This is a genomic window from Pseudohongiella sp. (genome assembly GCF_011050365.1).
In the GTDB taxonomy this organism is placed as follows: domain Bacteria; phylum Pseudomonadota; class Gammaproteobacteria; order Pseudomonadales; family Pseudohongiellaceae; genus Pseudohongiella.
In genome coordinates, this window is record NZ_DRFV01000001.1 from 265,773 (window position 1) to 280,468 (window position 14,696).

The window sequence follows — 14,696 nt, forward strand, 5'->3', positions numbered from 1 at the left end:
ATCAGCAGCCTTAACTGTCGTTAGCGACATGCAATAAGCGGCTTATCTCCACATCGAAAACTCCCTGGCAATTAGTCCTCAATGGCTCCGTAAACCATGCGTTTGCTGATCCCCTGTAACTGGCGCGCATACCCCAGATTACGATTCTGGATCATACCGATAAAAACCAGGTCCTCCACCGGGTCAATCCAGAACCAGGTGCCACCGATGCCCCACCACCAGTAGCTGCCTTCGCTAACACCGTCATTGCGGGCCGGGTCGGTCACCAGCGCAAAGTTCAGGCCGAACTGATTGCCGGGATAACCCGGGATTTCGTCCATACCCGCGGGCAACTGATTGCTGCGCATGGCTTCGACCGAGGCTTCATTCAGCAGACGAACGCCGTTGAACTCGCCGCCATTGGCCAGCATCTGGGTGAAGCGCATGTAATCCCCGATGGTGGATGCGAGACCACCACCGCCACTGGGGAAGGTGACCGGCGCAACGTAGTCGCCACCAAAGCCGTCGTTGGGCGCGACCAGGCCATTGGCGCCGGACATATACATGGTGGCGAAACGATCGCGCTTGTCTTCGGGAACGTAAAACCCGGTATCGGTCATGCCCAGAGGTTCAAAAATACGCTCCTGTAAAAAGTCATCAAACGGCATGCCAGACAGCACTTCAACCAGCCGGCCCTGAACATCAACCGACACGCTGTAATGCCAAAGCGTACCGGGCTGCTGGCGCAAAGGAATGTCGGCCAGTTTATCAATCATGTCCTGCAGCGTGCCTTCGGTATCGAGTATGTTGGCTGCCACGTACTGCGAATCGACCTGTGAGCGTGAGAACAGGCCATAGGTCAGACCGCCGGTGTGTGACATCAGTTCACGAATGGTCATTTCGTGACTGGCGGGCTCGGTAACCGGAAAACCGCCGGGGCCGTCTTCAATAGCGACTTCAAGGTTGGCCAGTTCAGGAATGTACTGTGATACCGCATCGTCCAGAGAGAATTTGCCTTCCTCCAGCAGCATCATCATGGCAACACTGGTTACCGGCTTGGTCATCGAGAAGATGCGAAAGATGGTGTCTTCAGAGACCGGCTTCTGTTCTTCAATTGACTGATATCCGTAGGCGTCCATATGGACCAGCTTACCGTTGCGCATCAGGGCGCTGACAATGCCGGCCAGGTTGCCTTCATCGACTTCCTTGCGCATGGCATCGGCAAGATCGCTGATGCCGTCAGCACTGAGTCCCACCGCTTCCGGGCTGGCGCGACTGAGGTCGCGATCCTGTGCGTACAGTGATGGGGCAAAAGCCAGTGTTGCCAGTGTTGAACTCAGTAGCAGCACTCTGGCAAGACGGGTGGGCAGTGACATTGTTTTCATGGTGGGCCTCTATCTATGTGTTTTAAAACGCCTCGCGGAAGTTTATAACACACCGCTACCAGAAGTCACACTGGCGCCGCCGCCGCCGCGTCGGGTGCGTTATTATTCGCGATAACCTGACAGCAGGCGGACAAAGTGGTACTTTATGGCGAACCGATCACCAAGTTTGACGTATCAGTTTAAATATCGAAAAATCAAGAGGTTAGTTTAATGGCGAAGTATCTTATCACGGGCACCAATCGCGGCATCGGGCTGGAATTTGTCAAGCAGGTGTTAGCGCAGGGCCATGATGTCGTGGCAACTTGCCGAAACCCGGAAAATGTTCCTGAATTGCGAGACCTGCAGCAGACCAATGGTGCATTGCGAGTGTTGCCGCTGGATCTGGCAAGTGCAGAGTCCCGACAGGTGCTGGTCGATGCGCTCAACGGGGACGCCATTGATGTACTGATCAACAATGCGGGGATCTATGGTCCCCGCGATGCCAACCTGGGTTCTCTGCGTGAAAGTGACTGGGCCGACGTCATGCTGGTCGATGTCATAGCGCCAGTACTGTTGACTCAGGCCCTGCTGCCCAATTTGCGCAAGGGCAGCGAGCGCCGTCTGGCGTTTCTCAGCTCCAAGATGGGCTCGGTCAGTGACAATGGCAGTGGTGGTTCATATTTGTACCGGACGGCCAAATGTGCACTAAATCAGGCCATCAAGTCGCTGTCGATTGACCTGCAGCCCGAGCAGTTCATTGTGTTGAGTCTGCATCCGGGTTGGGTGCTGACAGACATGGGTGGCCCCAATGCGCTGATTGACTCGACGACCAGTGTTTCGGGTCTGCTCAAGGTCATTGACGGTGCCCGGCCCGTGGATAGCGGTCACTTTTTTGCCTACGACGGTTCACCTATTTCCTGGTAGAGCGACGCCTTCCGGGCCGATGTCCGCCGGGTGGTTTGAAATTTGCATCAGAAGTTTAGTTTCTGAACGTGAAATGTTTTATCACTATCAATGGCGGTTATCGGAATCGGAGACGACTCATATGACGGGTATCATCAGCAGGCGAAAACTATTGTTGGGCGGCGCGGCATTTCTGGGTGCCGGATTGGGTGGCAATGTGCTGCGAGGCATACCCGCAACACCGTTTACACCCTCGCTCAGCTTTCTCAACAGCGCATTGGCAGACATACCCCGGCCCGATGCCATGATTCGGGCCAGCAGCAACGAAAATCCTTATGGCCCCTCCCCCGTCGCACGACAGGCGATTGCAGATGCCATGGTGGATGGCAACAAATACCTCAATCACGCAAGCGACCTGGTCGCCCATCTCTCCGAGCTTGAAGACATACCACAAGACAGTATTGCTGTTGGCTCTGGTTCCGGCGAAATCCTTGCTGTCGGCGGTCTGATGGCCAGCCTGACACCAGGCTCAGTGGTTTGTCCGGATCCCACGTTTGGCGGCCTTATCAGCTATGCCGATGACTTTGGCACTGAGCTGATCAGAGTGCCGGTGAACGCCAATATGGAAACCGATCTGGGTGCCATGTACAACGCCATTCGCCCGGACACCTCACTGGTGTACTTGTGCAATCCCAATAACCCGATTCCGAACCTGATTGAGAAAAATGCGCTGCGTGACTTTGTTCTCGAGGTATCACGCGACCGCATGGTATTTGTGGACGAAGCGTATCATGAATTTGTCGATGATCCGGCCTATGAGTCGATGCTTGGGCTGATACGCGACGGGCACAAAAATATCATCGTGTCGCGCACGGCTTCAAAAATACATGGTCTGGCTGCACTCCGGGTGGGTTTTGCCTACGCCCATCCCGATCATATTGCCGACATGCAAAAAAAGATGACCGGGCAGTTAAATATTGCGGGTGCACGGGGAGCATTGGCCAGCTATCGGGACCTGGATTTTCAGCGCTACACACTAAGCCAGAACCGCAAGGCGCTGGATATTGTAGAGGGCATGTGTGATGAACTCGGGTTGCGCTATGTAAAGTCCAACGCCAATTTCAGCTTTATCCATACCGGGCGTGACATTAACGAGGTCAGCGCAGCCATGCGCGAAGCGGGCATCCTCATAGGCCGACCTTTTCCGCCCATGCTCGACTGGGCGCGGGTGAGCATGGCCAGGCCTGAAGAGATGGAGTATTTCGTTCAGGTATACAAAACATTGTACGGATGAGGTGCATGCATGATGTGTTGCGGACGCCGGGTAGCCGATTACACGGCGTCTTGACAAACCTGCAATGGCAGGCGCATTATTGCGTCCCATGAACATTCAAACACAGTATTTCTGGTGGTTTACCGACAAGGGCCGCCAGGAAAACAACGATCAGAGCATCTGATCAGAGTCTTTTTCAGGCTGCCCCCGTAAGGAAGGCGGCCTGTGTCTTGATAAAAATCCTGCTTCATCCATGTGATTCCCTATCGATTCCGACGTCGCCCCAGCTTCGGGTGCAGCCTCTCTGACACGAGAGGAGAATAGCGTGAATCACATCAATCAGGGCCGATATTCCACCGCCGGTGGCGTCATTGTGACGCATCAGCAGCAAACCTGTGACGGCGCCTCTGCCATGGCGCAGCGCCTGTCCATGCTGGATGACCAGCGAGGCATGGTCATGACCTGCGGTGTTGACTATCCCGGACGCTACCGTCGTCACGAGCTGGCGTTCGTCAATCCACCATTGCAGGTGGTGGCCCGGCAGCATGAAGTTCGCGTCGAGGCGCTCAATGTCCGCGGGGAATTATTGCTGCATGAGTGTCAGCGCGCGCTGGCGGGTGCCAGCGCAGACTATCGATTGGATACCGTCTCGGCCACAGAGATCGTTTGCCGCGTAACGCCGTCGTCCGATGTTTTCACCGAAGAAATGCGAACCCGTCAACCCAGCGTGTTTTCGGTGTTGCGACAACTTATCGCGCATTTTGCCTGTGCACAAAACAGTCTGTCGGGCCTCTACGGTGCCTTTGCCTACGATCTGGCGTTCCAGTTCGAGGCGGTGACACGGCGCCTGGTCAGGTCTGAGCAACAGCGTGACCTGGTGTTGTATCTACCGGATGAAATTCTGTCAGTGGACAGCGAAAGCGGTGCCGGCGTGATACACCGGTTCGACTTTGTCTGTCGCGATGCAGCCGGCAGCTTACATACCACTGGCGGTCTGCGCAGGCAGGGTGCCCCGGTTTCGGCGAATCTGGTTGATGCCAGCAAAGCGTCGGCCGATAACACGGCGACTGCTAGCGTCGCAAACATTCACCCGCAGCAGCCGGCCATCACCAGTGATCATCGACCCGGTGAATATGCGGCGGTGGTAGCAAAAGCCAGAGCCAGCTTCAGGCGCGGTGATCTGTTTGAGGTGGTACCGGGTCAGACATTTTCTGCTGCGCTGACATGCAGACCGTCCACCATTTTCCGCAGACTTAAAGCCACCAATCCGGCGCCATACACAGCCCTTATTAACCTGGGAGAACAGGAATACCTGGTTTCCGCATCACCGGAGATGTTTGTCCGCGTCAAGCCGGATCCGGTTCTGGGGGCCCTGGTAGAGACCTGCCCTATCTCCGGCACTATTGCCAGGGGCAGTGATGCTCTGGAGGATGCCGACCGCATACGTCAGTTGCTGAATTCAGCCAAGGACGAAGCGGAACTGTCGATGTGTACCGACGTGGACCGCAACGACAAAAGCCGGGTGTGTGTGCCTGGCAGTGTCAATATTGTTGGCAGGCGTCAGGTGGAAATGTATTCAAAACTGATTCATACCGTGGACCATGTGCAAGGTCGACTGCAGGTCGGGTTTGATGCGCTGGATGCTTTTCTGTCGCACACCTGGGCGGTTACTGTCACTGGCGCTCCGAAACAGCATGCCATGCAGTTTATAGAAGACCACGAGAAAACACCTCGCCGCTGGTATGGTGGTGCATTTGGCCGCCTGGGGTTTGACGGTGCCATGGATACCGGTCTGACTATTCGCACGGTGCAGATCAGCAAGTCGGTCGCGAAAGTCCGAGCGGGGGCCACTTTGCTGCAGGATTCTGATCCAGTAGCGGAAGAGCAGGAAACCAGGCTGAAGGCGTCGGCACTGTTGTCGGTGTTGCAACCGGAAACAGCGCAATCAGCGCGGGGACTGGCGTCCGGTGCTGCAATCGGAGCGACGCCCGGGCCCGGCACAGGGTTGCGGGCATTGATGGTGGACCACCAGGACTCGTTTGTGCACACGCTGGCGGCAAGTTTCAGAGCCACCGGGGTTGAGGTGCAGACATTGCGCCCACAGTCTGCTCGCGAGGCGCTGACAACACAGGCGTTTGATCTTGTCATTCTGTCGCCGGGACCGGGCCGGCCGGCCGATTTTGATTGCAATGCAACGCTGGCGTTGTGCGACAGATTGGGCGTGCCGGTATTCGGTGTCTGTCTTGGTTTGCAGGCCATGATCGAATACGCCGGTGGGTCTCTGGCTTTGTTGCCGCGTCCGGTCCACGGCAGTGCGTCCGATATTGTTCATGACGATAGCAGACTGTTTGCAGGCATTGAGAGTCCCTTCCGCGCAGGCCGCTATCACTCACTTCATGCCGGCCATATCCCTGCGGGCTTCGTTGTAAGCGCACGCAGCCACGAGGATGATTGTGTCATGGCAATAGAGCATGACAGTAAACCGTGGAGTGCCGTTCAGTTTCACCCTGAATCCCTGCTCTCGCTTGCTCGCGGTGCCGGTGAACAACTGATCCGCAATGTCGTGCTGACGTCAGTGTTGCGCCAGCGTTTGACGTCGGCGAAGTGCATTGGCGGGAATCACCGATAGCATCAGTAGTATGGCTGCATAGACATAGAACGGTATATGCAGCTCATGCAGATGGGCATCGGCGACAGTGCCCAGGGCAACATCCGTGGCGGCGCTGCCGTCAGCCAGCTGCACACGATAGGTGCGGTTGCTTTGGCCACTGAACGCAAACCAGCCCTGATTGTCAGTGGTCAATTCGGTGGCATCAGCGGCATTGGCATCGACCGGTCGTATCATCAGGGCGGTGTCAGCCAGTCCAATGCCGTTGGCATCACGCACCTGGCCCATCATCTGTTCGCGGTCGCTGAAGATGTCGAAACTGATGTCCCGTGCATTACGCTCCTGAGCGAAACCGTACAGTTGGAACACCAGCAGGCCGGCGCCAGCGGCAATCAGGCCCATGTTGGCAAGCCGGCTGAACAGCGCCCAGCCGTTGACCTGTTGCCAGGCACGAATGGCAAAGGTCATCACCAGCAGGGCAGCAATCTGACCGAATTCGACGCCGACATTGAACAGCAGAATTTTGCTCAGCAAGGCGGGGTCGTCGGCCAGTGTGACCTCCTGCAGCCGGGCGGACAGGCCAAAGCCATGGATCAGGCCGAACACAAACACCATCAACAGCAGATTTGGTGCATTGACGCCGAGCCAGCGCCGGAAACCATTCAGGTTTTCGAAGCCCTTGTAAGCCACAGTGACTGCGATGACGGCATCAATCAGATAGTGATTGGCGGTGATGCCAGCATAGGTGGCTGCGATCAGGGTGAGGGTATGGCCGAGCGTGAAGGCGGTGACGAATTTCAGAATATCAACAAGGCGGCTCAGGAAGAACATCACGCCGAGCAGGAACAGCAGATGATCATAGCCGCTGAGCATATGTTCTGCGCCTGTCCACATGACTTCCAGGTAACCACCTGAGGCCATGCGCTCACGCGCGGTATCGGTCATGTCGTGCGCCAGGCCGGCCAACGGCAGCAGGGCAAGCACTATGGCGATCGCAAGCACCGTTAGCGGTGTGCGGGAAATACTGTCGCGCGATATGTCAGTCATGCCCTGGCTGGCCCTGTTTGATGGAGTTGGCTGCGAAACGCCCAATCTTGCAGCAACGCCCCATGGTTTTCAATCAGCTATAAGGTCAATCCGCGTAATCAGTGCATTCGGCGCAGAGCCTGCGTAAAATAACAGTATTGCCGGGACCCACCGTGGCCATCTCTGTTTGCACAGGAAACCATATGTCTGAATCAAGTTCATCTACAACCGAAACGCCGTCAACTGATATCTGTCAGCGGTTTTTGTTCGCCGACGCTGACGTGCGTGGCGAAATCGTCCGGTTGACGCACAGCTACACCGACACGGTCAATAATCATGCCTATCCGGCGGCAGTCAGCAATCTGCTGGGAGAGTTCCTGGCCGCGGCGGTGCTGCTGGGGTCGGCAATTAAATATGATGGGCGACTGGTGTTGCAGGTACGCGGTGACGGTGAGTTGAATCTGATCATGTCAGAATGCACCAGTGACGGTGCTGTGCGTGGCATTGCCCGATTCGACAAGATGCCCGAGAGTGTTGATTTTGATGCCCTCACCGGTGACGGTCTGCTGGTGATCACGGTGGATTCGCAGCGATCCGATCCCTATCAGGGGATTGTCTCACTGGAAGGCGGGTCACTGGCCGCGTCCCTGCAGACTTACTTCGAGCAGTCCGAGCAGCTGGAGAGCTGGTTCTTCTTTGCCGTTGATGAAGGTCAGGCCTGCGGGTTTCTGTTGCAACAATTACCCGGCGCCGCGTCGGGCGATGCCGACGTGCGCGAAGAGCGCTGGCAGCACCTGCTGACACTGGCACAAACACTGACCACCAGTGAAATACTGGCGCTCAGCAATGAAGCGCTGTTGCACCGCCTGTATCACCAGGAAGAGGTGAAGCTGTTTCCCCCCAGGCAGTACCATTATCAGTGCAGTTGCTCGCGTGAGCGTACCGCAAAAGCGCTGGTCTCCATTGGCAAGGAAGAGGTAGACAGCATCATTGTTGAACAGGGAGAGGTCAGTATTGCCTGTGAGTTTTGTGGCACTGACTACCGCTTCGATGCGTCTGAAATCGCGTTGCTGTTTCAGGACCGGGGTGATCTGCTCCACTGAAATAGCGCGTTAACGTCATAAGGAAGTGGCGGGGATAATCCACATGAAGGGGTTTATCACCGCCGCCGGGGTGTATTGTCTCGCCAGCAAACTGCTGACCGGGTGCTGAGGCTGCGGATGTCAGCGCCGGGCGCCAACGGTATCAAAAAAGTTGATCACTTTTCTCATGTTCGCCCGGTCGCGGGCAATGAAGTTGGTGTGATCTTCGCCCTCAAGTTCAACATAAATATGGGGCATGCCGATTGAGCGCATGGCCGCTACCCAGCGGCGGGTCATCTCCACCGATACCAGTTCGTCGTCGGTTCCCTGCAATACCAGGATGGGTGTGTCTCTGATCTCGGAAAGCATGGTGGGAGACTGCTGCGGATGCGGTGCCGGCGCCGCGACAGCCAGTGCCGCAAACATGCCGGGATTATTGACGGCGATATGGTAGGTACCGGCGCCGCCCATGGAGTGACCCCACAAATAGGTGCGGTTGCTGTCGACGCTGAACTCCTTTTTGACCCGGTCAATGACGTTCATGACATCGGCTTCGCTGCGCTCGGCGATGACCGCGTCGTCGGTAGCACGTGACCCGTACCAGCCGCGGCGGATATAGCCCAGCGGAGTGACCACAATAAAGCCGTACGCTTCAGCGTCATCCAGAAACCCGTCGTAGCCCATTAACCAGTCATAAGTCCGGCCCAGGCCATGCAATGACACCACCAGTGGGGTTGGCTGGTCAGCGTTATAACTGGTCGGAATAAAAACAGCGTAGGGCAGGGTTTCTCCGGTAGGTTCAAAAACATAACTGCGATGCAGGACCCGGGGGTCGTCAATCATGCTTTCGTCGTCTGCGGCTTCGCGCGCCGCCTGCACCGCATTACAGGACAGCAACACGGGTACCAGTGCCAGCGTCATGACCACACTTTTCAGAATGTCTCTCATGTTCCTTGTCCCTCGCTCATGAACGTTTCAAACGCCTGTGCTGCGCGCTCCAGACCGGCATCATCAATATCCAGATGTGTCACCAGCCTGATGCTGTCGCGGCCCAGACAGTCAGCCTTGATTCGGTGTTGTTCCAGCCACTGTGCCAGGTGCTCCCGGTTCAGTCCATCGACCCTGACGAACAGGATGTTGGTTTGTGGCATCTCCAGGGAATAGCCGGCGCTGACAAGCCGCTGTGCCAGCTGCCGGGCACGGCGATGATCGTCAGCCAGCCGCTGGACGTGATGTTCCAGTGCATGCAGTCCGGCGGCCGCCAGCGAGCCGCTCTGACGCATGCCGCCACCGCAGACCTTACGCCAGCGTTTGGCTTGCTCGATGAAGGCGGCGGGTCCCAACAGGACAGACCCCACTGGCGCGCCCAGACCTTTGGATAAACAAATGGAAACAGTATCAAAATGCCGGGTGATGTCCTGCAGCTGACATTGCAAGGCGATCGCGGCATTAAAAACGCGGGCACCGTCCAGGTGCAGTTTCAGTTCGGTTTCATCAACCAGTGTTCTCGCCTGTAGCAGGTATTCAAGCGGCAGGACCTTGCCGTGCACCGTGTTCTCCAGGCACAACAGCCGGCTTCGGGCGAAATGGCAGTCATCAGGCTTGATCGAGGCTTCAACCTCGTCCAGGTTGAGCCCACCGAAGTCGGTCATCGGCAATGGTTGCGGCTGAATGCCGCCCAGCGCCGCTGCACCGCCGCCTTCATATTTGTAAGTATGCGCCTGCTGACCCACTATGTACTCATCACCACGGCCGCAATGCGTCAACAGCGCCACCAGATTGGATTGGGTGCCTGAGGGCATGAACAGGCCGGCCTCCATGCCGGCCATACCGGCAAGGGTATGCTCCAGCTGTCTGACGGTTGGGTCTTCGCCCCAGACGTCATCGCCCACATCAGCATTGAACATGGCCTGACGCATGGCGTCAGTGGGCTTGGTTACCGTGTCGCTACGCAAGTCGACCCAGAGCGGTGTGTTGATTTCGGGCATGCAGTCCCCTGTCCGGCGGTTGTGGAGTTATTAACTGATAATCCTAACTGATTCAGCGTTGGAATACAGGGGGACTGTTGTTTCCGTCGGTAGTATTTACCCGGGAAAAAGCCTGTCGGGCTGATTTGTTGTCGCGTAATATTGGCACTTTCACAAGGACTCGCGTCCGGATTCTGGATATCAACTTTGATTTGCTCAACTTCTGCTGATTCGAACACAAGTACGCCTTTGGTGCTCGCTGGCGCCGGACACGCCCATCTGGTCATGATGCGACGCTGGCTGGATGCCGGCTACCGGCCGCCGGCTGGCACCGTGTTGATCAACCCCGGCCGGGCGGCCTGGTATTCCGGCATGATGCCCGGCCTGCTGGCGGGCCGGTATACGGTTGATGAATGTGCGATCGCGCTGGCACCCTGGTGTCGGGCGCTGGGCATCGTGCTGGTGGAGGACAGTGTGGTAGCACTGGACGCGGCAAACCGTGTCATCACACTGGCGCATACGGGTAATCTGTCCTATCAGTGTCTGTCGTTGAATACCGGGTCGAGGCAACCGCTGCCGGCATTGAATGACGGCAGCATTGGTCTGGTGCCGGCCAAACCGTTCTCCGCTTTTTATCAGGACTGGCAACGTTGGCATCAAGGCTCTTCACCACGCCAGCTGGGTATTCTCGGCGGCGGTGCGGCGGCGGTCGAGCTGGCGTTGGCGTTGCGCAGAAGTCTGCCCGAAAGTGAGCTACATGTGTTCAGTGGCAAAGAATTACTGCACGGTCAGGCATTCGGACTGATACAGCGGGCACGCAAATTGCTGCTGGCGCGTGGCGTCGAATTGCACGAAGGCATCTATATTGATCAGATTCGTCAGGGACAGGTTGTTGCCGGTGGCCGGCCGGTACAGCAGCTCGAAGCTCTGGTGCTGGCTACCGGTGCCGCAGCGCTGGACTGGTATCAGGGGAGTGGGCTGGTGTGTGATGACAGGGGCTTTATTTGTGTCAGTGACACACTGCAATCGGCGTCGTCCCCAGAGGTGTTTGCGGCCGGCGATTGCGCAGCTCACGCCGGCAGTAAAAAGTCAGGTGTCTATTCTGTGCGACACGGCGCGGTACTGGCTCAGAATGTCAGAGCCTGGCTGTCAGGTGACGCACTGGACGACTATCAGCCGCAAAAGCAGGCACTGGCATTGCTGTCCACAGCAGACGGTGGCGCGTTGATGCATTATGCCGGCTGGACGCTGGGCGGCCAGTTGATGGGTAAATGGAAGCACTATCTGGATCAGGGTTTCATGGAGAAACACCGGGTTTCAGACTAATGCCGGATTCAGCCCGCCGCCATGTGCAGTTTAAATGAGCCCAGAGGCTGGCATTGACCATTGATCAGCAGGTCTATCCGGTGTTCACCGGCATAAAGCTTTCGGGTTGTCATTGGTGCCAGCGAAATGCGCTTGCCAATCTGGATAGACTCGCCCGCATCCAGGGTTGTCTGTGTCAGCTTGAAAACCTTGGGGCGAGTGCTGCCACTGGCTTTGACAAAATGCACCTGAAAGTCGATGAGCAGCGCTTGCCGTTGCCTGCCCTGATTGGTAAGCGTTGCGTTAAAACTGACGCTGTCACCGACAGCGGCAGCGGCCGGACGAATATCAATATCGTGCAATACAATGTTTGTTGCTGCCTTGAATCCGAAAATGGCCAGCGCCCGTGGCTGTCCTTCCTTGATCATGTTGCGCAGGGCATGCCGGACGATCCACTGCCGCTGCACGCTGGCGTGCCGGGACCAGTTCTCGGCGGTAGCGAGTAGCACTTCCGGGTGATCCTTGCCTATATCGTTCAGGTTATTTGCTACCGACCGGCGAACATACAGTGAGTCATCGTCCTTGAGCTGATCCAGCAATGTCAGCACCGGCGCTGGATCCCGCTGGAACTCTGGCAGTCTCGATGCCCACGGCAGGCGGGGCCGGGTACCTTCGGACACCAGGCGCCTTACATGCTCACTGGGATCATCAATCCAGTCCTGCAGCCGTTGCAGGGTGGCCTGTTGGTGTTGCTGCAGAAACGGACGGATACTGAACTCTGCTGTGAAACGCTGGGTCAATTCATACTGTGCGCGCATGGATGATTCGAAATCTGCCAGTCCATAGCGGGCGACAAAAAATGTGTGCGGCATGAACAGAAAGGGTGCCAAAGAACCGCCTTCGCGATCCTGTGTCGGAGATGTTTCGCTGACTGCAGGTTTAGCCGGTGGCAACGAATCCAGCAGAATGTCGACAGCTGTTGAGTACTTGTCTGGCAATGCTTGATGCAGGCCGTCAGCCATATGCCAGCCACGTGGCATCAGCTCCAGACTGTCATAGCCAGGCAAGACATGATCCAGAAAAGCCTGACGTCTGAAGGCGGGATAGACGGCGCCAATCATGTCCGCGATGCGATGAGGAATATCGGGGCCGTATTGGTTCTTGAGAGGTTCTGCCATCGTGGTGTATCCGTGAGCTCAGGGGCGCATAACCGTGCGTTTACTTTCAATCAGCGACCAGATAAAGCCGACGGCAACACCGGCGGTAAAGTCATCTTCAAACAGGGGGCTGTCGCGATTCTCTGCGCCGTGATGGAAACTGGTTTGCACGCCGGCAAACATGCGCGCCTTGTCGCTGATGTGCCAGGTGCCGGAGAGGTTGATGCCGGTGCCAAAATATCCCGATGCGGCCCGGTACCGGGAACGTGAAGCGTTGGCAAACTCAGACTCAACATCGTAGAAGTAGCCATGGACATCCCGCGTCGCCCAGACGGGGCGGATCGAGATTGAGCCTTCAAATTGAGGCGCAAACAAACCGTAGTGGCGGTAACGCAACATGGGTTCAAAAACATACCCGTGGTGATCGACGCCGGCGAAATCGGTAGAGAGCGCCGCTCGCGCTTGCAGTGATAACTCAACTTCACTGCGACTGGAGTCGCTGAACTGGAAGTCGGCCAGACCGAATACCAGTTGCGGGCCGATTTCAAAAATAAAGTCCAGGTCGGGCATGCCGTCGCGCAATTCATTGCCGTCGCTGTCGGCATCAAAGGCGGCGGCAAAAGACAGGGACAGCTCATAAAAACTGTTCTCGGCAGCAACCGCCCGTGCCACCTGCCCGTCGCCTATGCGCAACACATCGCCTCGATAGACCACATATGGCAGGCCCAGGCCGCGGGATTGATGTTGGGAAGAGCCCGGGTAGTGTGGCTGAACCAGCGCGCCCGCGCCCAGGCCAAGTTCCCACAACGGTTTCTCCACCAAGACCGGTTCTGTTTCATCGGCGGCTCGAGCCGTCACGGGTATGAGTGCAAGTATGGTGAGTAACAAAAACAGGGTGTTGCTGGCAGAATGAGATGCGGTCATGGTGTTCCACTAATGTTGGCTAAAGTATTGCTGATTCGTACGCCCGCTTCGGCCAGACGGATGGCTGCGGTCTGTTTCATGTCAGCCTCATAGTGATGTCTGAGCGTAACACTGTCCAGACGGCTGCCGGTGTTTTCACTCAGCCTGACGTTTTCAATGATTGAATCGGGGTAGACGTTCTGAAGCAGAATACTGCGACTCTCGTGCAGCCACTGTGTGGGCGTGAATGCCTGGGTCCGGGGCACACTGGTGGCCAGGGCGTTGAGTGCCATCAGACTGTTATTGAGAGCGGGACCGCGCAGTGCCTGGTCCCACACCGCGTGGAGATTGCTGCCGCGGGTACGAATGGCATTACCACCGCGATCTCCGTTGGGGAATAGCTGTGACGACACCAGGCCACCGGTGTGCAAGGGCTGATGGATATCGCCAATCAGGTGGAGCAGCCAGCACAGCGCTATGGCTCTTTGCGCCGCATCGGTTTCGTGCGCGAGTTGCCAGTGTGCCCGTTCCAGCGCAGTCACGACATTGCTGGCGTGGGAAGCGTGCTGGCTGTTGTTCGCCGGGGCGCCCTGAATATCGGGCTGGGGGGCGGTATCAAGATAAACATTGCCCTGGGTTTGCGCGTCGTCGCGGACCCAGGCGCCATCTATCCAGTGCCAGTCGGGTTGGTTATAACGGGAACGGATAGCGTCAGGTAGTCCGCGCGCCAGATCCGGCCATACCGCCGCCTGACCCAGTAACCAGCGGGATTGTTCCTCACGCGATGCAGCGCGAATGGCTTGGGGCATGGCGTCTGCAAAGTCGGGGGCGTAGCGTGGATGCTGTTGCAAGACGTCGAGCCAGTAGTCGCGCTGGGGCGCGGTCAGGGTCTGATAGGCAACGTAGGCAGCAAGCCGGTGTCCTGTCGCATCCCAGGCTTGTGACAATGAGGGCAGTGCGATGGTGGTCAGCAGGACAATCGTTCGGACGCATGCGGCAAGCGACAATCTGGCTGACATGACAACTCCCGGATGCAATAAAAAGACAGGCAGAAGTGTAGCAGAACCAAAGATAGAACTGACAGGCGACGGCTTTGTTGCCGACAAAAAAATGCCCCCGTGACGCCTTG

12 protein-coding genes are annotated in these 14,696 nt (G+C 57.0%); 5 read left to right on the plus strand and 7 right to left on the minus strand.

The features are described from left to right. Positions 1–71 precede the first annotated feature (71 nt). Positions 72–1,364 (minus strand): serine hydrolase domain-containing protein, encoded by a 1,293-nt coding sequence (locus ENH71_RS01225; RefSeq protein ID WP_294133717.1) that lies wholly within the window; start codon positions 1,362–1,364, stop codon positions 72–74. Between the two features lie 210 nt (positions 1,365–1,574). Here ENH71_RS01225 and ENH71_RS01230 point away from each other — a divergent pair, with 210 nt between their 5' ends. From ENH71_RS01230 to ENH71_RS01240, 3 genes are all read left to right on the plus strand, one after another. Continuing rightward, positions 1,575–2,267 (plus strand): SDR family oxidoreductase, encoded by a 693-nt coding sequence (locus tag ENH71_RS01230; RefSeq protein WP_294133720.1) that lies wholly within the window; start codon positions 1,575–1,577, stop codon positions 2,265–2,267. Positions 2,268–2,388: 121 nt separating this feature from the next. Beyond that, positions 2,389–3,540, plus strand: coding sequence for a pyridoxal phosphate-dependent aminotransferase (locus ENH71_RS01235; protein WP_294133723.1), 1,152 nt, complete (start codon positions 2,389–2,391; stop codon positions 3,538–3,540). 304 nt (positions 3,541–3,844) lie between these two features. After that, positions 3,845–6,148, plus strand: a complete 2,304-nt coding sequence (locus tag ENH71_RS01240) for an anthranilate synthase component I (protein WP_294133726.1) — start codon at positions 3,845–3,847, stop codon at positions 6,146–6,148. On the opposite strand, the gene ENH71_RS01245 is transcribed toward ENH71_RS01240, so the two are convergent. After that, positions 6,092–7,174 (minus strand): HupE/UreJ family protein, encoded by a 1,083-nt coding sequence (locus ENH71_RS01245; protein WP_294133729.1) that lies wholly within the window; start codon positions 7,172–7,174, stop codon positions 6,092–6,094. The two genes, ENH71_RS01240 and ENH71_RS01245, sit on opposite strands and share 57 nt — an antisense overlap. A 182-nt stretch (positions 7,175–7,356) precedes the next feature. Between ENH71_RS01245 and hslO the strand changes: the two genes are divergently transcribed. Then, positions 7,357–8,256 carry an Hsp33 family molecular chaperone HslO gene (gene hslO / locus ENH71_RS01250; RefSeq protein ID WP_294133732.1) on the plus strand — a complete coding sequence of 300 codons (900 nt, stop codon included), beginning with the start codon at positions 7,357–7,359 and terminating at the stop codon, positions 8,254–8,256. Positions 8,257–8,376: 120 nt separating this feature from the next. Here the strand turns inward: hslO and ENH71_RS01255 are convergent, their stop codons facing one another. After that, positions 8,377–9,183, minus strand: a complete 807-nt coding sequence (locus ENH71_RS01255) for a carboxylesterase family protein (RefSeq protein ID WP_294133734.1) — start codon at positions 9,181–9,183, stop codon at positions 8,377–8,379. After that, positions 9,180–10,223, minus strand: a complete 1,044-nt coding sequence (gene ltaE / locus ENH71_RS01260; protein ID WP_294133736.1) for a low-specificity L-threonine aldolase — start codon at positions 10,221–10,223, stop codon at positions 9,180–9,182. Before ltaE ends, ENH71_RS01255 begins: the two co-directional genes overlap by 4 nt. 186 nt (positions 10,224–10,409) lie before the next feature. Between ltaE and ENH71_RS01265 the strand changes: the two genes are divergently transcribed. Beyond that, positions 10,410–11,528: an FAD-dependent oxidoreductase gene (locus tag ENH71_RS01265; protein WP_294137360.1), complete on the plus strand. Its 1,119-nt coding sequence runs from the start codon at positions 10,410–10,412 to the stop codon at positions 11,526–11,528. Positions 11,529–11,536: 8 nt separating this feature from the next. Here the strand turns inward: ENH71_RS01265 and ENH71_RS01270 are convergent, their stop codons facing one another. From ENH71_RS01270 to ENH71_RS01280, 3 genes are read right to left on the minus strand one after another with little or no spacing between them, the layout of a single operon-like run. Then, positions 11,537–12,685 carry a DNA alkylation repair protein gene (locus ENH71_RS01270; protein WP_294133741.1) on the minus strand — a complete coding sequence of 383 codons (1,149 nt, stop codon included), beginning with the start codon at positions 12,683–12,685 and terminating at the stop codon, positions 11,537–11,539. 18 nt (positions 12,686–12,703) lie between these two features. Continuing rightward, positions 12,704–13,588 (minus strand): MipA/OmpV family protein, encoded by an 885-nt coding sequence (locus ENH71_RS01275; protein ID WP_294133743.1) that lies wholly within the window; start codon positions 13,586–13,588, stop codon positions 12,704–12,706. Beyond that, complete coding sequence (locus ENH71_RS01280) at positions 13,585–14,586, minus strand: S1/P1 nuclease (RefSeq protein WP_294133746.1); 1,002 nt, start codon at positions 14,584–14,586, stop codon at positions 13,585–13,587. The genes ENH71_RS01275 and ENH71_RS01280 overlap by 4 nt, the downstream gene beginning before the upstream one ends. Positions 14,587–14,696: the final 110 nt, after the last annotated feature.